Origin of the sequence: Aliikangiella coralliicola (assembly GCF_007004725.1) — a bacterium.
In the GTDB taxonomy this organism is placed as follows: Bacteria; Pseudomonadota; Gammaproteobacteria; order Enterobacterales; family Kangiellaceae; genus Aliikangiella; species Aliikangiella coralliicola.
The window spans coordinates 300,744-322,204 of record NZ_ML660165.1; the positions used below are offsets into that span (position 1 = coordinate 300,744).

Genomic DNA, 21,461 nt, shown 5'->3' on the forward strand with positions numbered 1-21,461 from the left:
GCCCACCTCCAATTCTACATAGCTCTAAACAAACCAGATCTACTTTAATAATTGCGGCTCAATTTCCAGCTCGCCGGCAAACTCCATTTCGCCCGGTGAAAAATCGTTTATTCCCAAATGCTTGCTCGCGTTAAGGTGCATCACATAAGACAGTTTAAGAAAACCAGCGCCAAGCATTATCGAGATGTGCGCAATCACCTGTTGCGGAATGCTAAATGCTTCGTGATCAATAAAACCGACATAAGCGCCGGATGCCATCATCACAATTGAAAGAACGATAATTGTATTGGCGATTCTATATAGTTTCTTGGCCGGCATAATTAACTCCTGAAATTGTTGCTTAAGTTGGTCTTAATCGCGTTTGATTTTTTCCTCTCTTATTCTCATAGAGCAAGCAGTGTGCCAGCCAATAGTTGCAATATAATCAGGCTGTTATAGAATAGCGTTGTGTATATGACAACACTTGTCCGTTGTCATATTGATCCCAAGCGAGGTTAAAATGACAACAAACAATTCAGCGTTATCAGCTCTTTTTTCTGTCGCGGTGGATCTCGCGGCCAGTTTGACCTCTGCCGAACGATTTGAAAGATTATTAGCTGCCGCCAAAAATGTGATTCCATGTGATGCAGCCGCGGTGCTGAAACTCCAAAATGGCGCACTCGAACCTCTCGCGGTGGACGGCCTGCAGCGGGAAGTGCTGGGCCGTCGATTTCTGGTGTCGAGTCATCCGCGTTTTCAAGCCATTCTCAGCTCTTCAAATGTCACTCGTTTTGAAATAGACAGCCAATTGCCAGATCCCTATGACGGACTCGTGTCTTCGTGCGAAGGCGATTTACCCGTTCACGCCTGTATGGGAGCAGGGCTAAAAGTTAATGAAAAAATCTGGGGAGTCATCACGTTCGACGCCTTTGATCCCAATGCCTTTGACTCAATTAGTGAAGAACTTGTTAGCGCTTTTTGCGCACTGGCGGCGGCGGCCGCTTCTTCAGCAAATTATATTGAAAACTTAGAAATTGCCGTTAACAAGGAGCAACAAGTTAGCGAAAACCTTATGCAACAGGTGTTAGGTCATCATAGTGAAGAAATGATTGGTGAAAGCGAGCAAATAAAATTATTACGCGAAGAAATTTCACTGGTTGCAAAATCCGATTTAAATGTACTCGTTACTGGTGAAACAGGTACCGGAAAAGAGTTGGTAGCCCGCGCAATCCATAAAAACTCTAATCGCTTTAACCAACCAATCGTTTATTTAAACTGCGCTTCCTTGCCTGAAAACCTGGCTGAAAGTGAATTATTCGGCCACCGAAAAGGCGCCTTCACCGGTGCGGTTAAAGATTTTAAGGGTAAATTTGAACTTGCCGACGGTGGGACTTTGTTTCTCGATGAAGTTGGAGAGTTACCTTTGTCATTACAGGCAAAATTGCTCAGAGTATTGCAGAGCGGTGAAGTGCAGGCGGTTGGCTCAGAGTCAACCCGTTACGTTGATGTCAGAGTGATCGCGGCCACCAATAGAAACCTGAAACAAGAAACGCTGCAGGGAAATTTTCGTCAGGATCTTTTTCACCGTTTAGGTGTTTTTCCAATCACCGTGCCACCGTTACGGGAAAGAACTGGAGATATTGCATTATTAGCAGGATATTTCGTTGAAAAGCTTTCACGCCAATTTGGTTTACAAACAGTCTCGATCGCCCCAAATGCGATTGATATGCTTAACACTTATTCCTGGCCAGGTAATATTCGCGAACTCGAACATTTATTAAACCGCGCGCTCCTGAGAATAAGCAGCAAAAAAGCTCAAAGAATAAACCGACTTCAGCCCGAAGATTTTGATATTTTGGATACGCTATTAAGTGACAGCTCTAAACTTCCACCGCACAAACAAACGATGTCAGAATCTGACTCTCAACCACTAGGTTGGCTGGTTGATCAATACCAGAGCCAAATTATTCGGGAACGATTACACCAGCATCAAAACAACTGGTCCAGGACCGCTAAAAGTTTAGGGCTCGATCGAAGTAACTTGCACCGAATGGCAAAACGGCTTGGGTTGAAGTAATCACTTATTTATCCAGTCATTAGCTTATCAAATCATCAACTATCAACGAGCGGCCTTGCGACAGTCGCGCTGAATTCCTTTAGCATATTGGCCCTGGATTTCCTCTATAGACCACAACCCGGAGCGAATTTTAATTTCACCTATCGAGCCAGGAAATAATGCCGAATATGATGAAGAGCGGCTACCAATTCTCATCCGCTTTGGCGTAGTCAGAGACCCACTTCTTATTGTTGGATCCTGGCTTTCAACAAAAGCGCCATCAACAAAAAACTTCAAACCTTCCGGATCATCTCTATCAATAGTCGCAACAATAAAATGCCATTGGTTGTCCGCCACATAAGCATCGGAATTGAAGTTTGTGCAGGAAGATTTTTCAGCATCTAGCGTGCAACGCCATTCCCCTTTTCCATCGGCAAGTTGTACGCCCACTTTCCCCTTCAATAAGTGTAAATTAAACCCTCGAACATCGCCCTGATAGCTTTCATTTCTCTTGTCGATGACTACCACGGTATCCTCTGTCGAAGTTTTTATCCAGGCGCTCATCGAAAAGTCACCTCTGCCGATATCAACGGTGGCATCAATGATTTCGACAAAATCATCCACACCATCTAAGCAAAAAGCTTTATCCGCTTCATGTGGCGCAAAAGTCATGTTATGAACAACTTTATAATTATTAGTTGATAGCAAATAATCAGCTTTTTTATCGGACGGAGGACTCTGTTCAACTAACCCATAGTGCTGAATCAACTGGTACTGATTAACGAAATAAAAAGTCACCACTCCAACTGAAAATACGAGTAAAACAAGCAAAGAATACTTTTTTTGAATCAACAAATGAAGGCGGCTGTTGTTATCTTTTTTCGGGTTGGACAAGTAAGAGACAGGATTTTTTGATGATTGCAGGTCAGCTACCTTACTTTTATCCGGTGCTGGCGTTAACTCACGAAGCTCTATTGATTGGTGTCGTTCAGAAACTGTTGTTTCTTGAGAAACTTTAGCCTCTTCTGACACAACTTTAGTCGCCTTATCTGCAGCCGGTACTTCATCAACTATAATGACATCAGCTTGAAGTAAATAGCCCTTCTTAGTCACTGTTTTAATACTGCTCTGACTACCACCTTTAACATCAAGCAACTTTCGCAGCTTGGCAATATTGCGATTGAGTGAGCTATCACTAACGGCTTGATTTCGCCAAACTCTGGCAATAATTTCCTCGCGCAAAACCAGCTGTCCGGCATTTTCAATAAGGACAACTAACACAGCCATCACCCGCGGTTCGAGCGAATGAACAACCCCTTGATAAATTGCGCGGTTGAGCTTAGGGTCAATCACGCAACCATTTATGTCATATAAGTTTGAGATACTTCTTACCTTTCCTACATAGCAATCACTGCTCAATTATATCGAGATAATTTTAATTAAAAAATACATTCATTAGCCTGCATTATCACTATTCGCTTTTTTTCGCTTTTTATACTCACCAAGAAGCTAAAAAACAACAATCAAGCTTAAGACTACTGAATGAAATCGCAGTTCCTCGCCGAAATAATTTCGCCATCGAAATCTAATCGCTCACACTTCGCTTCATGTTTGGTGGGGTTGCTCTTCGACTTATCTGGCCCTTCTCGCGTATCAAAGTCTAAAAATAATTTATAAAGTGAACCGCTATTCGATCGAATATGGGTTTCGCAAACATAATTATCTGCACGATAGTCTAATCTTCCCAAAATAAAAGGGTGTCCTGAATGGTATGCATTTTCTGCACATTGAACACCATTAAGATAGTCACGCTTAGAAGCATTGAGGTCATAAAAGCCACAATTGTTAAATTCTTCCCCCGCTAAAAACTCTACTCTTGACTTAAATCCGTCATAACATTTTTTTGACCAGTCGAGGTATTGTTCTGCCACGGGGTTCACTGTGCAGGCGGCTATAAAAAGGCTTCCAGCGGTGCTAAATATAATTTTCCAATTCATCGGCTTTTCTTTTCTTAATTAAATAAACATTACCAATCAGCATTCATTACATCATTGGGAATTCCCCAAAATATCAATCCGTTGGCTTCAAATCCTCCCCAGCCCTCCTTTGCTAAAGGAGGGTGTAAAAATATTAAAATGCTTCATCTTGATACTTTTTCCGGACACTTATTCAGATTCTCGTTTTTTAGCGCCAGGCTTTGCCAAAATTTCGAGATAAAAAGAAGTGAGCCCCTGCCGCTCTGCCTCATCAATTTTCTTATTGATTTCGGTCACATGAATGACCTCTACGTCACTTTGCTCGGCACCAAATTTACAGTCAAAATCCCAATACCCGGCATCTTCTGGCAGTTTTTTATTTCTCTCTCTTTTGAGGTATTTTTTCACTTCGTGTTTAGCTGCTTCAAACATTCTGGCAATTTTAATTTTAGGATGGTTGAGCTCAAAGGTTTTTTTCATGGTAATCTTCTTTGTGATTGATTGCGGGCTATCGCCGATTGGTAGTCTACTTTGCTGACTTTTATGACACAAATTCATTGATTAGGGCATGTTGCCCTAGCTATGGCTAAAATCTATGTTCTACCGGTAAAAGCAGTATTCAGCCAATCTAAGTCGTCAAAATGTGGCCAGCTATTATACTCGCAATTATTGTGGCGACAACTATACTCCAGAAAGAGATGATTAGCTTAATTCTGGAGCGAGAATATGTCACTCATCGATATAATCACCACAATTTTAATATTCTGCAGCCTCGGACTGGTAGGATTACTGATATGTAGACGAGTACCAATCCCCTATTCATTAACATTGGTTATTTTGGGATTTGGCGTTTCATTTTTAACAGAGCCGTTGAGTTGGGATACCGGGATCCGTGCGAGTAACTTTCAAGATTTGATGTTGTATGGACTGCTTCCCATACTGATTTTTGAAGCAGCATTTGGAATTAATTCGTCGCTTTTAAGAAAATATCTTCCCAACACGCTTACACTGGCGACTTTAGGTTTAATGATTTCAAGCTTAATCACCGCTGTAGTTCTTTTCTATGGGGTAGGTCATTCAGGTTTTCCATTCATTGCTGCGTTGCTAACAGGTGTTGTTGTCTCGGCGACGGATCCGGTAGCTGTTGTTAACCAACTCAAAGCGCTAAAAGCGCCCGAAGAGCTCAATGTTTTAATAGAAGGTGAAAGCCTGTTCAATGACGCCACCGCGATTGTACTATTTGTTATTCTCCTCAATGTCGCACTCGGAACAACAGAACCAAGTGTTGGTGCTGCGATCATTCGATTTGGTATTGTATTTTTTGGTGGCGTTTTAGTTGGCGCTTTGTTGGGTTTTATTACAGCAAAAATTTCCAGGTGGATAGAACAGGCCACTTCTCACTTTATTTTCATCACTCTGCTGCTGGCTTATGGTTCTTTCTATATTAGCGAACACCTTTTACACGTGTCGGGAATTGTCGCGATAATGTTTGCCGCAATTAGTTTTAAGCACTTTTCGACTAACATCAGCTATAACCAACATCGAGAACTTCATGATGTGTGGCATTCATTGGGCTTCATCGCCAATGTATTTGTGTTTGTCCTTCTGGGCCTGGTTATCACCTTAAATATGTTCTCTGAACGTTGGCTTGCGATGGTTTTAGCCATAGGCGCAACCTTAGTTGCTCGCATTATCGCGGTATATTTTTCTAATGTCTTAAATCACTTCACCATTGGCGAATCAGTCGATTCAAGGTATGCACCAATCATGGTTTGGGGTGGGTTAAGAGGTGCTGTTACCATCGCTCTTGTCTTATCACTGCCAACAGATCTACCTTATTGGTGGACCATTCAGTCAATTGGATTTGGTGTTGTTTTATTTACCTTGGTGGTTCAAGCAACCACAAATCCCTGGTTAATGAAAAGGTTAGGAATTTAAACTAAAGTTATTTATCTAATGCGAGGAATATTCAGTCGGTCTCTTGCAGCCATTGAATCGCATCTGACTCGTTTTCAAAATACTCAACATAGTGAAACGCATACTTTCTGCTTTGGGTTTTATAGAGATCTAATAACATTAAAGTAAACTCGTCCTGTGCGACAAATGCAACTCGATGCTCCACTCCGGCCACATTAAATTTTTCCCAAGCGTGTGACAATACAAAATCAAAATCCTTAATGGTTATTTCAAGTTCAACTTGTGTGAGATCATACAGCCGATGATAGTTCTTTTTTCTGTCTTGAGTTTTCTGAATTGCATCAATTAATTCGACCACCGTTGTATTATTTAAACACCCCGAAATACGAACGATCATTATTTCGCATTCCTTTTTTATTTCAATGTCGTAGTTCATTTCCATAAACATTAACTGAAAATATCAGGTTGTTAGTTAGCGTATAGCAAAGAAAATTGATGCACTAATTGTCATTCATGCAATGCCTACTTATGAAAGCTAGCCGCATTCGTTTTCTTTGTCAAAATTTCAAAGAGAGATTAGCAAAGCCAAACTCGTTAAGGGAAATTTATCAAAAATAAAACAGACCTATTGATTTAGATCAAAATACGAACGCATTTTTTCAACTAGTTTGGGTTTACTTTTCTCAAAAATGCTGGATGTCTATGAGTGCTCAAAAAACCAATGACGACACTATAATCGTCAAAAACTTAGCGATTACCGGCGCAGTAATCGTAGCTGTGACAATTTTTTTAGTTGTACTAGCGAACTCTCTCGTCGGTTAAACGCGTTATTGCGACCTTTTGAACGGGTAAAACAATTGCCCTAAAAATGTTCTCGGTAATCGTTTGGTTGTACCATATTCCTGTGGCCAATGTTGGCTAGGCATATGATAAGTACCAAATAAGCGGTCAAATAACGGTAAATGCACGGCATAATTGGAATCAATTGCCGGTTTATCAGAGCTGTGGTGCCAATGATGATATAGGGGGGTAACCACCAAATACTTCAAAGGACCGAACGGAATGCCAATATTCGCGTGGACCAGAACAGCCTGAAACGCCGCAAAAGTAACGTAAATATCCAGTGCAGCTTTATCTGCACCCAATAAATACAAGGGTAACATCGCAATCGAGCGGTCGACAATTGTTTGTACAATATGATTGCGGGAGCCCGCAAGCCAATCCATGTGTTCAACCGAGTGGTGAACTGCGTGGATTTTCCATAGGCCGGGATTTTCGTGAAAAAATCGGTGCGACCAATATAGAACAAAATCAGCGCAAACGATGAGAATAACCACCTGAACAACAACCGGTAAAGATTGAACCCATGCCTGTAGTTGACTGCTCGCCGCCCAGCCAAAAACAGTGACAACAAAATAATTGGAAATCAGCAGCAGCACTGCAATTAACAAATGATTAAAGCAAAAATAAAACAAATCCAATTGCCATTCTGGCCGTAAAATCGCCTGCTCACGATATTTGGGGATTATTTTCTCCAGGAAAGTAAATATCATCACCGAGGCAATCAAAGTTAAAATAAGCCAGTCGAGGCCTAATGACAATGTGTTTGACTCAACACCTCTCACAGGAATTGTATAACCGCCTAATGAAAATGCGAGTAGAGAAAAAACCACACCAATAGCGCCGAGCCGTCGATGTTTTGACAAAATAAAGGTTAATAAAGCGAAACCAAGTGACGACCAAAGGGTAATCATCAAAGCAACTTGTAAAATCTTCGCATCATAGACAGCCCGTAAATCAGCAGTCGTTAAATAAGCCGGAAATTGATAACAAAGTACTGCTAAAAAGCTGAGAATTCCTAATGAGCAAGACAGGTAGCCGCTAATTTTTCCCTCGCCCAATCGAAATGCCCGATCAGACATATCCTCAGTTTTTCTCGGTTTGTAGATGTGGCTTTCTTCAGGCATAAAATCTATCCGTCTTCTCAACAACTTTGGTCCAATTTCAATGAGTGATTTTGGGCTGGTCGATTTGTATCAAACAACCCACTCAACTGATTTCAATCAGGATCAATCTCCCCGATCCCAACAATTAAATCAATTCACTAATTCGGACGAATATTCTAACATTATTTCACGCTATCGCTCATCACTCCTTACAAAATAATATTCGCAGACGGTTCATTAAAATAAAGCGCAAAAAACGTCGATTAAAAACTAAAAGTTGCGTTGATACCAAAGGACTCTACATCAAACTCATCTTCATTTAATACCCGATACTTCAATCCCATTGACCAACTTTGTGACAATTGCTTCTCAAATGCCAGTTCATAAAAGAGAGAATTACCATCCTTAATCACATCGCCTGAGCCAGGTCCAGGATCGGCATTCAACTCCCAATTCATATAACCGACCGCAGGAGTGAAGTAAAAATCCCCAACTTCGATGCGCTTAGCAACTTTCAAATATAGACCGTCAAATTCGGTTTCGTTACTAATTGAGCTATCCGTAAACAGGTCGTCAAAAGCATCAATGACATGATCGAGTTCATAACCGAGTTCAAAGATCCAGTCGCTATTGGTTCTCCACCCTGCCGCAATATTTTCGAAAGTTTCTTTCTCAGAATAACCATTGACCCCGGCAGGGAAATAACTATCTTTAACATCAAACGAACTTCTTCCCAGATCGATAGATACATAGAAAGCCTCTTCTGCTGAAACCGATAGCGAACACGCCAAGCTTGCTAATAACAATGAAATTTTACGCATACTTTTTTTCCAAATTTATTATCATACTCAATTGAGTTTTTTTAGATTAAGGTAATTTAAATTAGTTCAGGGAACGTAAATATTACCTGAACTTCGCAGCACCGAATGGTAACACTTTTTACGGCGCGCTAAACCTACATCGGCGTATTTTCAATTCCAAATAAATATAACGACCAGTTCGTCATATTTACCTGAATTCAATATTGGCGTAGCAGTCATAGAATCCCAGAAGGTTAATAAGGAGAACAGATTATCAAGCTCAACTCACCAATTTAAATCTTAATTACGCCATGCATTCCGTCACATTTTGTAGCGATTTCGGCTGCAGATTTGCCCTAATTCCTTGCAATTCGCTACCATTTTGATAGCATTTGCTGCGAACTATTGATTACAATTTAAGCGATATTTCCTAGAGAGCATGATCAAACGACTTTTCGTTCTTCTCATCATCAGCCAACTACTCATTAACGGCGTGTGGGCGTCTGCTCATATGGCTGAAAGCGACCATGCTTCTCACAATATTCCGCATTTACATCTGGACATTAGTTACCAGTCAGACGCGCTTTCTAGTTGGGGCGAACTGGATCAAAATTCGCCTGATAGTCCGAGCGAGCATAGTGTTGACAAACATTTCCATATTCATTTACATATTTTTCTACTGTCAAATGAAATCGCTGAATTTAATCGGCGCTTTAGTAGTCCGCCAGTATTTTTCGAATCCAGACTAACCAGCCTTACTCACACGCCACCGGTTCCACCTCCAACGCTCTAATCTCCATCACTTTTTATATATTTTAATTAATTGTATTGGCACGCTCGATTGACGCGCGCCCGCTATGGAGAAAATCATGAATATTCTTAAGAGGACTCGATCAGCTTTGCGGCGATCGAGCCACGTTCTGAGTATAGCGCTCGGAACCTTCTATCTGTTTATCAGCTCGGTACAGGCCGAACAATCCATCAATCTGGAACAAGCGTTACAACGAACACTAGCCCAAAACCCACAACTTCAGGCTTATCCATTAATGATTCGTGGCGCTGAAGCCATGGGAACGCAAGCGAGTTTAAGTCCAATTCCAAAACTCAGCATCGAAGTAGAAAATGCCCTGGGCTCGGGTGAATTTAAAAGTTTTGATAACGCCCAAATTAACCTGACATTAAGTCAAACTGTCGAGTTGGGTGAGAAACGGCAAAATCGCCTCAGGTTTGCTAATTCCGAAACACAACAACTTAAACGCGAATACGAATTATCCAGGCTTGATATACTGGCTGAAACCAGCCGGCGATACTACCAGGTTCTTGCGTTACAGGCACAACAATCCTGGGCAAAACGAAGAGTTGTTAAAGAACGAAACGCATTAGGTATTATTGAAAAAAGAGCGAAGGCAGGTGCAGTCGGACAAGCAGATGTTTCCAAAATGGCGCTGAGATTAACGCGATCAGAGGCGCTTCAGGAAAAGTTGACAGCAGATTTAAATATCGCCAAAACTCGACTCGCTTCAATGTGGATGACAAACTCCAATTTCGACACTGTTGACGGACAACTCGATACCTTTCCGTCCATTCCAACAGAAGCAATGATTAACGATTCTGTTAACAATTTGCCAGGGGTTTTGAACCAAATTGCATTGCAGCGAATTGCCGATTATCGGGTAGATCTGGCGAAATCTAACGGCCAAAGCGATATGACTTTCGGAGTAGGAATAAGACAACATCAATCAAGCGGCGATCAGTCGCTTAACTTTAGCTTCTCAATGCCACTGGCTTTTAAAAATCCCAACAAAGGTCGAATACAGGCAGCACAAGCAAAACTGGATTTAAGTATTCAACAAAGCGAATGGATCCGGCAGCAACTACGCCTTACGTTGCTCGAAACTCGACAGCATCTCACCAACCTTATGTCACAGGCCAATCGCATGAGACAAAAAATGTTACCCCAAGCTCAGAAGCTACTAAGAGAAACCGAAAATGGTTATCAGAAAGGCCGCTACTCGGTATTGCAATGGGTTGATGCACAATCGGAATTATTTTCGATTGAACGAGCAATAATCCAAACCCATCAGCAAATCTATTTACAGTTCCTTGAACTCGAACGTATTACCGGTCAATCGATGAGCAATGTTGTTACCGCCAGTAAAGGGGAAAAATCATGATTTTATTTTTAATTAATATCATTAAGGCAAGTGTGAAAGTCACACAAACCAAAGCGAGCCTTATTAAAACTTTTTATGTCGGTATCGCCCTTACCGGACTAGTGGGCTTTAGTCAGCTCAGCATGGCCTCAGGTTCACACCATGCCGAGCAAACTGAGCATACGGAAATAAAAGGCCCGAACGGCGGTAAGCTTTTATCCGATGAGGACTTTTCCGTTGAGGTAACTATTTTCGAGTCGGGTATTCCGCCGGAAATGAGAATTTTTGCTTATCAAAATGAAACTGAAATAGTGCCGGAAAAAGTCGAATTAACAGTTACACTTGATCGATTGGGCGGCGTTCAGGATATCATTCAATTTACCCCCGAAAGAAACTACCTGGTGGGCGATAAAGAGGTCATCGAACCCCACTCTTTCGACGTCACCATTAAAGCACAATTTCAGGGTAAATCTTATCACTGGCACTACGATAATCACGAAGGCCGCGCCGAAATAAGTGATCGCCTGATTAAACTATCGGCCATTGAAACCGAAAACATAACTCCCCAAACCCTTGAGTTTACCGATACTCTTTTTGGCGTCATCAGCGTACCACAAAATAAAAAGTTTCAACTTCATGCTCCCTACCCGGGCCTGGTTGAAAAAATAAATGTGAATGTCGGAGATAAAGTTGTGAAAGGTCAACGGCTCGCCACCTTACACAACACTCAAACACTACAAAACTACTATCTTGAAAGTCCGACTAACGGTGAGATCAGTGGTGTCTTTTCCAACACAGGTGATCGTGCAGACGAAAACGCGATTCTGGAAATCATCGATCTGTCTGAAGTGTGGGTAGACTTGTCAGCGTTTCCTGAAAATATTGAACGGCTTTCAAAAGGTCAAAACGTCATCGTATACGATTTACATCACCATGAAAGGGTTAAAACTAAAATTGACTACATCGCTCCACAAATGACCGGTGGGCATATCGCCCGGGCAAGAGCCGTTATGAAAAATCCTGACGGACACTGGCGCCCCGGTATGCACATTAAGGCAGATATTGAGATAGAAAATCGTCCTGTGGATTTAGCCGTTAAGGTGAACGCAATACAATCCTTTCGCGATATGCCGGTGGTGTTCGCCAAGTTCGGCAATACTTTTGAAGTTCGTATGGTACAACTGGGCGAGAGCGACGGCGAGTACGTTGAAGTACTCGGCGGTATAGCACCTGGTACTGAATATGTGACGGGCAATAGCTTTCTACTCAAAGCAGAAGTGCTCAAAGACGGCGCAAGCCACGACCACTAAGGAGGATCAATAATGATTAATCGATTGATCGCTTTTTCAGTGGAAAAGCGCTGGCTGATACTAATCGCTACATTTCTGATCGCCATACTTGGATTGTTTAACGCCTCTCGACTACCGATAGACGCGGTTCCTGATATCACGAATATCCAGGTCCAGATTAACACCAAAGCCGATGGCTACTCTCCGTTAGAGTCCGAACAACGGATTACCTACATTGTTGAAAATGCAATGGCCGGAATCCCGAAGCTCGACTATACCCGCTCGCTGTCTCGCTATGGTTTGTCGCAAGTGACCGTCATTTTCGAAGAAGGTACGGATATATATTGGGCGCGACAACAAGTCAGTGAGAGACTGCAAAGTATTAACGGCGAATTACCACAAGGAATCGAACCTCAACTGGGGCCAATTGCCAGCGGGTTAGGTGAGATTTTCACCTATACCATTCGTGCTGAAAAAAACGCAACCAAAGCTGACGGAACGACTTACTCGGCAGAAGATTTACGAACCATCCAAGACTGGATTATTCGGCCGCAGTTAGTCAAAGTTCCGGGCATTACTGAAATCAATAGTATCGGCGGTTTTGAACGGGAATACCAGGTTACCCCTTTTCCAGAAAAACTACTGGCATATAAAGTCACCATTCGTGATCTGATTAGTGCCATGGAAAAAAACAACCGAAATGCGGGCGCAGGCTATATCGAGCGAAATGGCGAACAGTGGTTGGTTCGTTCTCCCGGGCAACTACAGACTATGGAAGAAATCGCTGAAGTCGTGATTGCCAAGCGAGACGACGCACCGGTAAGAATTAAAGACGTAGCCGAAGTAAAATTAGGTAAACAACTTCGCTCGGGTGCTGCAACACAAAATGGTAAAGAAACGGTGCTAGGAACGGCATTTATGCTGCTTGGGGAAAACAGTCGCACGGTATCAAAAGCCGTGGCTGAAAAACTGGCACAAGTCAATCTGAGTTTACCCGAAGGAATTGTGGCAGAAGCGGCCTATAACCGGACCACCCTGGTCGATAAAACCATTGCAACGGTGCAAAAAAATTTACTCGAAGGCGCTTTACTGGTTATCGCCGTTCTGTTTTTGCTGTTAGGTAATATGCGTGCTGCGTTGATTACTGCGATGGTTATTCCACTCAGTATGTTGTTTGCCATTACAGGCATGGCAAGTAACCAGGTTTCAGGAAACCTGATGAGCTTGGGCGCAATTGATTTTGGACTAATTGTCGATGGCGCAGTCATAGTCGTTGAAAATGCGCTCAGACGATTAGCTCAAGCTCAAGCAAAATTAAAACGAACACTTTCCTTATCTGAACGCTTACAGGAAGTTACCCATAGTACTGCAGAAGTTTTCAGACCGGCAGTTTTTGGCGTTTTGATCATTACCCTGGTTTACGCACCAATAATGGTTTTGACCGGTGTGGAAGGAAAGATGTTTCAACCAATGGCTTTCACTGTGATAGCGGCTTTGATCGGCGCACTAATATTTTCAGTGACATTTGTTCCTGCAGCAGTGGCCATTTTTGTTAGCGGTAAAATTAGCGAAAAGGAAAACTGGATCATGGCAAAAGCGCGTCATGCTTATCAACCATTACTTAACTTTTCACTAAAGCGACCTTTCATTTTACTAACGGCAGCGACGTTATTAGTAGCAGCCGGCGGATTTCAGGCAAAACGACTCGGCACTGAGTTTTTACCGCAATTAGATGAGCATGATATCGCACTTCACGCTTTGCGAATTCCCGGTACAGGCCTCGAACAAGCCGTAGAAATGCAAAAGCAACTCGGCAAAGTCATTCGCGAATTTGATGAGGTCGAGCGAGTCTTCGGAAAAATCGGTACACCGGAAGTTGCAACCGATCCCATGCCCCCCAATGTCGCTGACACTATTATTATTTTAAAACCGAAAGAGCAATGGCCTGATCCTTCGAAAACTAAAGCCGAATTTTTGAATGAGTTAAGAGTTGCTGTTGAAGAAGTGCCAGGGAATAAGTATGAATTTACTCAACCAATTGAAATGCGCTTTAACGAGTTAATCGCAGGCGTTCGCTCTGATGTTGCAGTCAGAATATACGGTGACGATCTTGAAACGCTCGCCGAGTATGGAGAAAAAGCCAGTAATTTGCTCGCTAGAGTTGCAGGAGCTAAAGACGTTCGCGTAGAACAGATGAAAGGACTACCTATGCTTTCCATTGAACCGCAACGGGATCATATGGCACTTCTCGGGTTAAATGTAAGCGACGTTCAATTCGCTATTCAAGCGGCGATTAGCGGTATTCAAACCGGACTGATTTACGAAGGAGATAGGCGATTTAAGTTACTGGTGAGAATGGATGATTCCGTGCGAAGAAATCCAAAAAGCCTGGCTCAAATTCCTATCGCTCTTTCTAGTGAAGCGACGCCAGATTTAAGTTATGTTCCGCTAGGAGAAATTGCGACTATTAAAGAAATTAAAGGCCCGAATCAAATCAATCGACAAAGCGGAAAACGCAATGTTGTGGCAACCGCGAATGTGGAAAATCGTGATCTCGGTTCTTTTATTGCTGAAACACAATTGTTGATGGAAAGCGAGTTGAACTTACCGAGTGGCTACTGGATAGAATACGGTGGCACATTTGAGCAACTTGAATCCGCAAGTCAAAGACTATCAATTGTTGTTCCCGTCACTTTATTGCTAATTTTCGGATTGTTATTTGGCGCATTCAATTCATTTCGCGATAGCCTCATTATTTTTACTGGCATTCCACTCGCATTAACAGGCGGCGTGTTAGCACTAACACTCAGAGACATGCCTTTATCAATATCAGCGGCAATTGGTTTTATTGCGCTTTCTGGAATATCTGTGTTGAACGGCGTGGTAATGATTTCCTTTATTCGGGATATTCAAAAACGTGGTATGAAGCTAATTGATGCGATAAAACATGGCGCCAGTCAAAGGTTACGCCCAATTTTGATGACTGCACTGGTAGCTAGTCTTGGTTTTGTTCCCATGGCATTTAATACCGGCGCCGGTGCTGAAGTACAACGACCACTCGCGACGGTTGTGATTGGTGGCATTATCTCATCGACCTTATTGACTTTGGTAATCCTGCCGACGCTTTATCGACTGGTTTATAGCTTTGATAAAAACTCGTCGTAATGTTATCAACTCATAGGTAATTAATAATTAAATAATTTGCCTTCAACATCAACAAAAGTGTTGGGTTACGCTGCCAAAAAGCAGCTAACCCAACTTATGACCAGCGGATTTATTTTCCGTAATCTGTAAACATCTACCCTTTAGTTCTACGCAACAACAGCAAAAATGCGAGAAAATATAGCGCTAACGATCCGCCACCTGAAGCATTGCCTGAAACAGATTGCTTATTTGGCTGTTCAACTTTTGTCGATTCAGAATTTAATAATACATTCTCTCCAGTTGAAGAGTGGTTTAAGTTCTCAACGATATCTGGGCTAACAATCATTTCCAGCTGCTCAATCATCTCGGCGCTAGTGGTCAAGTTACTTCCATTAGTGATATTGATACGAACCTTAGCAGTGTTGGATGCGGAACCACTATTGTCATTAACCTGGTAAGTAAAATAATCTTGTCCGATATTATCACCTGTATGCTTGTACAAGACATAACCTCCTGACTCAACAAAAGTCTTTCCACTGGTCGGATTATTGATAATATTGAGCGACTCGACAACCAGTGAACCGTCAGCATCCGTGTCATTTTGTAAAGGATAAATCAGCGCGCTCTGACCAATATTTAAAGTCAAAGCATCATCTTTAGCAATTGGACTTTCATTAGGGATCACTGTAATTAAAACTTCATCTTTTGCTTGATAACCTAAATCGTCAACAACCAGCAAAGTCGCCGTTAACACCATTGAAGAAGCCCCGTTTTCTAATTGAGGCGCAATAAAAGTTGGGCATGAAGTATCGGCATTTTTAATTTGCACATTTTCATTATCTATCGTCCAAAAATAACTGGAAACACGACCATCGACATCGACTGAATTAGAGCCATCCAGAGACACCGTTGCGCCCTCGTTGATAGTAATATCTGGGCCAGCTTCTGCTGTTGGCACACTTGCGTGTACAGTGTTGTAACCAATTTCACCGCTCAACAATGGCGCGGTCTGGCTTCCGCAATGTTGTTCAAAGGTACTTTTAAAAGAGGTAGGCGTTTGCCCGTTCCACTCCATATCAAGGACTTCAAACCATCCATAAGATCGATTGCAACCTCTGCCATCTCCCGTTACGGATAAACCTGCTTCTCCAGCTGCCTGGAAAGGGAAACGTGTCGCCGGACTATGCACGCCCTTAAACAACTCAACTTCATCTGCTGCTGCAAAATCCGCTGACCAACGGGAGCCGCCACGAATGTTCATGGTAACGCCTTTGTCATAATTTCGCCGAATCGAAATTAAAGAGTCGGCTTCGTCAAAACTCCAATCTAGTCCACGACCGATATAATCTCCCGGTTCACTACTCATTCGAAAATAGCTATGAGGATCACTCTTACTTTTCACGTTAATCCTCATTGTTGAAGTGTCGGCCTGGTTCAGATCATCAGTAACCGTTAAACCAATAACGACATCTTCGCCACCCAGCTTGATCGGATCATTTAAAGTGATTTCAGACAATCCGTCATGAACAGCACTGAAGTTCACTGACGGACCAGAAACTTGTGCCCATTCAAATGACCTGGCTAACCCATCAGCACCTTTCGAGAATTCACCATTGACAGCGATTGGTTGACCTTCAACGACAATAGATGGCGCTTGAATTACTGAAAATGGCAAAGGATAGGGAATTGGTGAATCAGTGTTAATACGAATCGAACCGCGCAATGCATCACTTGTACTATCACAGAATTGCACAAAGTCGAGGGAGATAACCGGCAAGCTTCCATCAGTTTCATACTCATAGATGTAAAAATATCCATTGATAGTATTACAGCCCCGATAATTCCCGGTCGCACTTAATCCAGGATTCATAGGCCCCCGGAACGGTGCCCGTTGAGCATTGACATATCCACCCCGTTCAAGCACTCGGTTGTCCGGTGCAACAAACTCATAGCGAAAATATTCACTTGACGAATTGCTTCGATAATTAATACGCAACTGACTATCGCTTTTCGTTACCGAAAAAGTCCCAGACTCATCGGAAAAATCATACGACAGACCTTTGCCAATCCAATCACCACTATCGCTATCCATCGTAATATGATTGGCCGCTCCTGCACTAAAAGAAAACAGTGCCAGTAAAAAAATACTTACATTCCTTGCTCTCATTGTTAACTCCTTTTAATCTTGTTTGTCTTTATATTGCTCGCAAATCAACGATTTGCTAATAGACTGGTTATTTACCTTGAACTCTATCTTGTAGTGATTTTTCTTTTCTCGCATAACCTTCAATGCGCTTTTTGATTTATCTTCACTTTTAAAAAAGCTAAGCATTTTGTCCTGGGTTACCAGATTCGCTTTAACTTTTTGATTAACCCCCTTGTGTTGAATGACAGCTTGATAATCATCATTTCCCAAGCTTCTAAAATCAATTGACGTTTCAGCGTCAAAACAGCGCGAGATATTTGACTTCGTTTCCGCCTTAACCTCTGTATTAGTTTCTGCACTAATACCGTAAGCAAAGCAGCTTGTGAATAAAACTAACATTGTTTTTTTCATAATGGCTCCCTAAATGTAGATAAAAATTAATCGTTGCAATTTGCGGAATACTGCGACGAACTCACTTTTGAAAAGAAGGGAATTTAAAACACAAACTTTGGTCGAGGTAGATATTTTCAAATTCCCTTTGAAACTTAATTCAATACTTTCTAAACATCGAATTATTGAATAGGTTTAAAACATTTTCCATTTTTTACATCATTAAAATTAACATCGAAAGTTAAACTCAGTCAAACATTTCCAGGGTGTTCAAAAAACACCTGTCACTTTTTCAAGCAGATGAGTTTTACAGCAACAAAGAGTTGGTAAAAATCACATTGCAATATTCTTTTATTGTGCGTTTCAAATATTATTTATTAATTAAATTTCCTGTTTAAACATTATAAAGACTCGAATAAATAAAAAATAACAACAAGAGATACAAAATCTTTTTTAACATATTGAGAGAAAGCATTGGTTGGTTGTTTTTGCTATCAGCTATGAGATTGGAAAAGGCGAACGATGAAGCTACTCAGTTTTTAATGAGGGTGGTGGTATCTTTTGAGAACTTGCCTAGCTCAGGAAAAAAATCGAAGAAATCTCGTTCTAACTCATTCTTGTTTGAGATAATTTCTTCAACAGAATTGTTCAAATTGTTTTCGCGATTGAAACGCCGCTGAAACCTTTTACCAATTCCATTAAGACCATAAGAAATACCAGAAATCGATTGATAGTTTTCCAACCAATTTCCCTGGATGAGATGTGGCACAATTTGCCGGCTGTTTAACGGCAGCAATGCTAAGTCTTGCTGCAAACTTTCATGGAAGTCCTGTACAAATTGATTAAGAGGTTTATTAGAAAATAATTTCCAGTTACGCGCCAAGAAATGATCATAGGCCATATCGACAATTATTCCGGCATATCTTCTGCGGCCGCTTGATATTCTGGTGCGGCTTTTCTGAACAATTTTATGTGAGTCAGTGAAAACATCAATCTTGCGATGCAAACGCACACCAAGCTTATACTCTGGTGACAAATCTGTTTGCTCAAGCCTTCCACGAACAAAGTCACCTAGAAAATTTCCAACTAGCGAAGTATTACTAATGTCAGCAAGATAAAGGTGGGCGAGATAATTCATTCAATTCAATCAGTGGTGTAGAAATCAGATTGGCCAATCTCGTAAAGTATTTAAGATTTTATCCTAAATAGCAATATTCAAAGTCCTTTTGTAAAAATGAGACAAAAAAAAGAGCAAGAACACTGTTCTTACTCTTTTTTCTTAACGACTTAACAAACTTAAGTCACTACAATCAAGCGTGTTTGTAACTATCTCGTTAATTAGATAGCGACAATATTTTCCGCTTGAGGACCTTTAGGTCCAGTCGTAATAGTGAACTCAACTTGCTGGCCTTCGGCCAAAGTCTTGAATCCTGTACTAACAATTGCACTAAAGTGAGCAAAAACATCTGGGCCAGATTGCTGCTCGATAAAACCAAAACCTTTAGATTCATTGAACCACTTAACGGTTCCGGTAACTGTATTAGACATAATCATAATCCTGTAAAAATAAATAAAACGATGCCATGTTAGGCGTAAATAGCGAGAAAACGGGCTGTAACTTAGAAACTGCAAGACGATGAATTATGTGAATACTGCTGTAATACTTCGAAATGGAGATAATAAACAAAGACTTTCTTCCTAGCCGCGCCACATTTTATAGACAATAAACGGGATGTCAACAAACAATTCCCACTAAGGCTGATTGATCTTTAGTGGGTGATCACTGCCAACAATTAACCACTAAAGATCAACGACCCAAAAATACCATAGCACTAAACCAACAAAATTCAATTTGAATTAACCCAAAAAAACAAATAACCGGTAATCGTGCACATATTTTTTCAATTGTCATTTCAAAAAGAAATATTTGCGACCGATCTGTTTCAGTTTTTTAATAACAAGGCCATACAAATCCAAATTAAAATCGCATAAAACAATGCGCTGTGAAGTTACATGGCCTCATGACAGCCCGACTGATTGCTATTATTTGGTTGCGTGTTCACTGATAACTTTAGTTAACACGCATAAAGCTTTTACAACCGTCACCATCAATAATCTGATTAGAATCCTGTCGTCACAATTTTTCTATCATCAGGAAACGGCCGACCTTTGCCTTCATCCAATAGTTCCTTAAGACTTAACAGGAAGGTAGCCCACTTCATCGAACAATGATAATGAAACGGCGTTTCTTCCCTCCAGTTTTTATGTTGAAAATAGATAACGGTTTCATCTTCGTCTTTTATCAGGAAACTGATTTCTGTGCCCAACCACTCATCTGGTCCGGCAGTACAAAGCCAGACAACTTTATCATTAGAACTTGCCGTTACTTTCATATCTGGACCACTCTCATTGAAACGAAAACGAATAGTTTGCCCCTCACTCGTCTCACCGCTAACATCAGTTGTCCACCAACTCGAAAGTCCTTCAATCGTGTTTATCGCAGCCAAAGTGGTTGCTCTATCAGTCGCGACGCCTATCTTTAATGAAATGTTGCTCATTTTGTTCTCCTGTGAATTAGTAACACTTTAAATAATAGCGACTTAATATCAATTTCATATATATTTAGGTATAATTTTAAATTCATGATATATGATTGATATTTAATAAAAATATTAATTACAAACCATTTTTAAATAGACTATACTTTCCAAATATGGAAAGTAAAAAAAGACTCGATCACATATTTTTCGCACTTTCTGATAGTCGTCGCCGCGATATTTTGGAAGAGCTATCAGAAGGAAAGAAAACTGTTGGCCAACTCGCAGACAACTTTGATGTGACACTGGGCGCAATCTCGAAGCATGTGAAATTATTGGAAAACGCAGATCTTATCTACAAAAGTAAACGTGGTAGAACGGTTTATTGCCATATGAATTTTGATATCTGGAAAGAGGTCGCGATGTACATTGGTATGCATAAAAGATTCTGGAGCAACCGCTTAGACGAACTCGAAAACTATATTAACGGCGACGACGGCGCCTAGCATTTAAATTCCCCCTAATATTTCAACATGAATCGATTCAGCTGGTATAAAAGGTTAAACATGAAAAATGATGACTTGATAATCAGAAAAACATTCAATTGTTCAAAACGGCAGCTTTTCGATGCCTGGTCTAAAGCCAGCATAATGGCCCAATGGTTTTTTGCAGCATCAGAAAAGTTTAAAAATTCAACTGTAGAAAGTAACTTTACAGTTAACGGAAAATTTTCGGTGAAAATGTATTTTGAAAATGGAACTGATTCTCAAATTACCGGGCACTACAAAGAAATTATTCGATACTCCTTGATCGTATTAACCTGGAACTCTTCAATCGCAAGAGATAGTTTAGTCAAACTTAACTTTAAAGAAATATCGCCTAACAGAACTGAACTAGTATTAGTGCAATCGCTGTTTCCATCAGAAGAGTCCAGACAAGCTCACAATAATGGGTGGGACGCCTGCCTTGCTAATCTAACCCGGTTTATTGATTCTGTTTATTGACTCTATTTATAAAACCAGCTTCAACTCAGACTGATATTAAATCGGGTTATTCGGCCTGGCTTTAAGCTGTACAATTGGCTTATTTTTTATAGCGTTGAATAACTATTCCTCCGATAAATCGCGC

Annotated in this window: 20 protein-coding genes; 8 read left to right on the top strand and 12 right to left on the bottom strand. The window is 41.2% G+C overall.

Features of this window, described 5'->3' with window-relative positions:
* Window positions 1-39: 39 nt before the first annotated feature.
* Window positions 40-318, bottom strand: coding sequence for a hypothetical protein (locus FLL46_RS14620; RefSeq protein ID WP_142931986.1), 279 nt, complete (start codon window positions 316-318; stop codon window positions 40-42).
* A gap of 181 nt (window positions 319-499) precedes the next feature.
* On the opposite strand from FLL46_RS14620, the gene norR reads away from it, so the two are divergent.
* Window positions 500-2,056, top strand: a complete 1,557-nt coding sequence (gene norR, locus FLL46_RS14625; RefSeq protein ID WP_142931988.1) for a nitric oxide reductase transcriptional regulator NorR — start codon at window positions 500-502, stop codon at window positions 2,054-2,056.
* A gap of 42 nt (window positions 2,057-2,098) precedes the next feature.
* Here the strand turns inward: norR and FLL46_RS14630 are convergent, their stop codons facing one another.
* The 3 genes from FLL46_RS14630 to FLL46_RS14640 all read right to left on the bottom strand — a co-directional run bounded on the left by FLL46_RS14630 (window position 2,099) and on the right by FLL46_RS14640 (window position 4,491).
* A complete protein-coding gene (locus FLL46_RS14630; RefSeq protein ID WP_142931990.1) occupies window positions 2,099-3,388 on the bottom strand; it encodes a LamG-like jellyroll fold domain-containing protein in 1,290 nt (429 codons plus the stop codon).
* Window positions 3,389-3,570: 182 nt separating this feature from the next.
* On the bottom strand, window positions 3,571-4,032 hold the full coding sequence (locus FLL46_RS14635) for a hypothetical protein (protein ID WP_142931992.1): 462 nt from the start codon (window positions 4,030-4,032) through the stop codon (window positions 3,571-3,573).
* A 168-nt stretch (window positions 4,033-4,200) separates the two neighbouring features.
* Window positions 4,201-4,491 carry a DUF6172 family protein gene (locus FLL46_RS14640; protein WP_142931994.1) on the bottom strand — a complete coding sequence of 97 codons (291 nt, stop codon included), beginning with the start codon at window positions 4,489-4,491 and terminating at the stop codon, window positions 4,201-4,203.
* A 246-nt stretch (window positions 4,492-4,737) separates the two neighbouring features.
* On the opposite strand from FLL46_RS14640, the gene FLL46_RS14645 reads away from it, so the two are divergent.
* A complete protein-coding gene (locus FLL46_RS14645) occupies window positions 4,738-5,949 on the top strand; it encodes a cation:proton antiporter (protein ID WP_142931996.1) in 1,212 nt (403 codons plus the stop codon).
* A gap of 31 nt (window positions 5,950-5,980) precedes the next feature.
* On the opposite strand, the gene FLL46_RS14650 is transcribed toward FLL46_RS14645, so the two are convergent.
* The 3 genes from FLL46_RS14650 to FLL46_RS14660 form a co-directional block, all read right to left on the bottom strand.
* Window positions 5,981-6,325 (bottom strand): STAS/SEC14 domain-containing protein, encoded by a 345-nt coding sequence (locus tag FLL46_RS14650; protein ID WP_168204173.1) that lies wholly within the window; start codon window positions 6,323-6,325, stop codon window positions 5,981-5,983.
* A gap of 430 nt (window positions 6,326-6,755) precedes the next feature.
* Window positions 6,756-7,895, bottom strand: a complete 1,140-nt coding sequence (locus FLL46_RS14655) for a sterol desaturase family protein (RefSeq protein ID WP_142932000.1) — start codon at window positions 7,893-7,895, stop codon at window positions 6,756-6,758.
* 242 nt (window positions 7,896-8,137) lie between these two features.
* Window positions 8,138-8,695 (bottom strand): outer membrane beta-barrel protein, encoded by a 558-nt coding sequence (locus FLL46_RS14660; protein ID WP_142932002.1) that lies wholly within the window; start codon window positions 8,693-8,695, stop codon window positions 8,138-8,140.
* Window positions 8,696-9,113: 418 nt separating this feature from the next.
* On the opposite strand from FLL46_RS14660, the gene FLL46_RS14665 reads away from it, so the two are divergent.
* The 4 genes from FLL46_RS14665 to FLL46_RS14680 all read left to right on the top strand — a co-directional run bounded on the left by FLL46_RS14665 (window position 9,114) and on the right by FLL46_RS14680 (window position 15,281).
* Window positions 9,114-9,467 carry a hypothetical protein gene (locus tag FLL46_RS14665; RefSeq protein ID WP_142932004.1) on the top strand — a complete coding sequence of 118 codons (354 nt, stop codon included), beginning with the start codon at window positions 9,114-9,116 and terminating at the stop codon, window positions 9,465-9,467.
* A 76-nt stretch (window positions 9,468-9,543) separates the two neighbouring features.
* On the top strand, window positions 9,544-10,848 hold the full coding sequence (locus FLL46_RS14670) for a TolC family protein (protein WP_168204174.1): 1,305 nt from the start codon (window positions 9,544-9,546) through the stop codon (window positions 10,846-10,848).
* On the top strand, window positions 10,845-12,137 hold the full coding sequence (locus FLL46_RS14675) for an efflux RND transporter periplasmic adaptor subunit (protein WP_142932007.1): 1,293 nt from the start codon (window positions 10,845-10,847) through the stop codon (window positions 12,135-12,137). Before FLL46_RS14670 ends, FLL46_RS14675 begins: the two co-directional genes overlap by 4 nt.
* A gap of 12 nt (window positions 12,138-12,149) precedes the next feature.
* Window positions 12,150-15,281: an efflux RND transporter permease subunit gene (locus tag FLL46_RS14680; RefSeq protein WP_142932009.1), complete on the top strand. Its 3,132-nt coding sequence runs from the start codon at window positions 12,150-12,152 to the stop codon at window positions 15,279-15,281.
* Window positions 15,282-15,414: 133 nt separating this feature from the next.
* On the opposite strand, the gene FLL46_RS14685 is transcribed toward FLL46_RS14680, so the two are convergent.
* From FLL46_RS14685 to FLL46_RS14705, 5 genes are all read right to left on the bottom strand, one after another.
* Window positions 15,415-17,427 carry an Ig-like domain-containing protein gene (locus FLL46_RS14685; RefSeq protein WP_142932011.1) on the bottom strand — a complete coding sequence of 671 codons (2,013 nt, stop codon included), beginning with the start codon at window positions 17,425-17,427 and terminating at the stop codon, window positions 15,415-15,417.
* Between the two features lie 12 nt (window positions 17,428-17,439).
* Entirely contained in the window at window positions 17,440-17,817 is a 378-nt protein-coding gene (locus tag FLL46_RS14690; protein ID WP_142932013.1) for a hypothetical protein, read from the bottom strand.
* Between the two features lie 511 nt (window positions 17,818-18,328).
* The gene (locus FLL46_RS14695; RefSeq protein ID WP_142932014.1) at window positions 18,329-18,934 is read right to left on the bottom strand and encodes an acyl carrier protein phosphodiesterase; all 606 of its coding nucleotides are present in this window, start codon (window positions 18,932-18,934) and stop codon (window positions 18,329-18,331) included.
* Window positions 18,935-19,134: 200 nt separating this feature from the next.
* Window positions 19,135-19,344: a cold-shock protein gene (locus FLL46_RS14700; RefSeq protein WP_142932016.1), complete on the bottom strand. Its 210-nt coding sequence runs from the start codon at window positions 19,342-19,344 to the stop codon at window positions 19,135-19,137.
* 572 nt (window positions 19,345-19,916) lie between these two features.
* Window positions 19,917-20,354 carry an SRPBCC family protein gene (locus tag FLL46_RS14705; protein WP_142932018.1) on the bottom strand — a complete coding sequence of 146 codons (438 nt, stop codon included), beginning with the start codon at window positions 20,352-20,354 and terminating at the stop codon, window positions 19,917-19,919.
* Window positions 20,355-20,509: 155 nt separating this feature from the next.
* Between FLL46_RS14705 and FLL46_RS14710 the strand changes: the two genes are divergently transcribed.
* Window positions 20,510-20,839, top strand: a complete 330-nt coding sequence (locus FLL46_RS14710) for an ArsR/SmtB family transcription factor (protein ID WP_142932019.1) — start codon at window positions 20,510-20,512, stop codon at window positions 20,837-20,839.
* 60 nt (window positions 20,840-20,899) lie between these two features.
* On the top strand, window positions 20,900-21,337 hold the full coding sequence (locus FLL46_RS14715) for an SRPBCC family protein (protein ID WP_168204175.1): 438 nt from the start codon (window positions 20,900-20,902) through the stop codon (window positions 21,335-21,337).
* Window positions 21,338-21,461 lie beyond the last annotated feature (124 nt).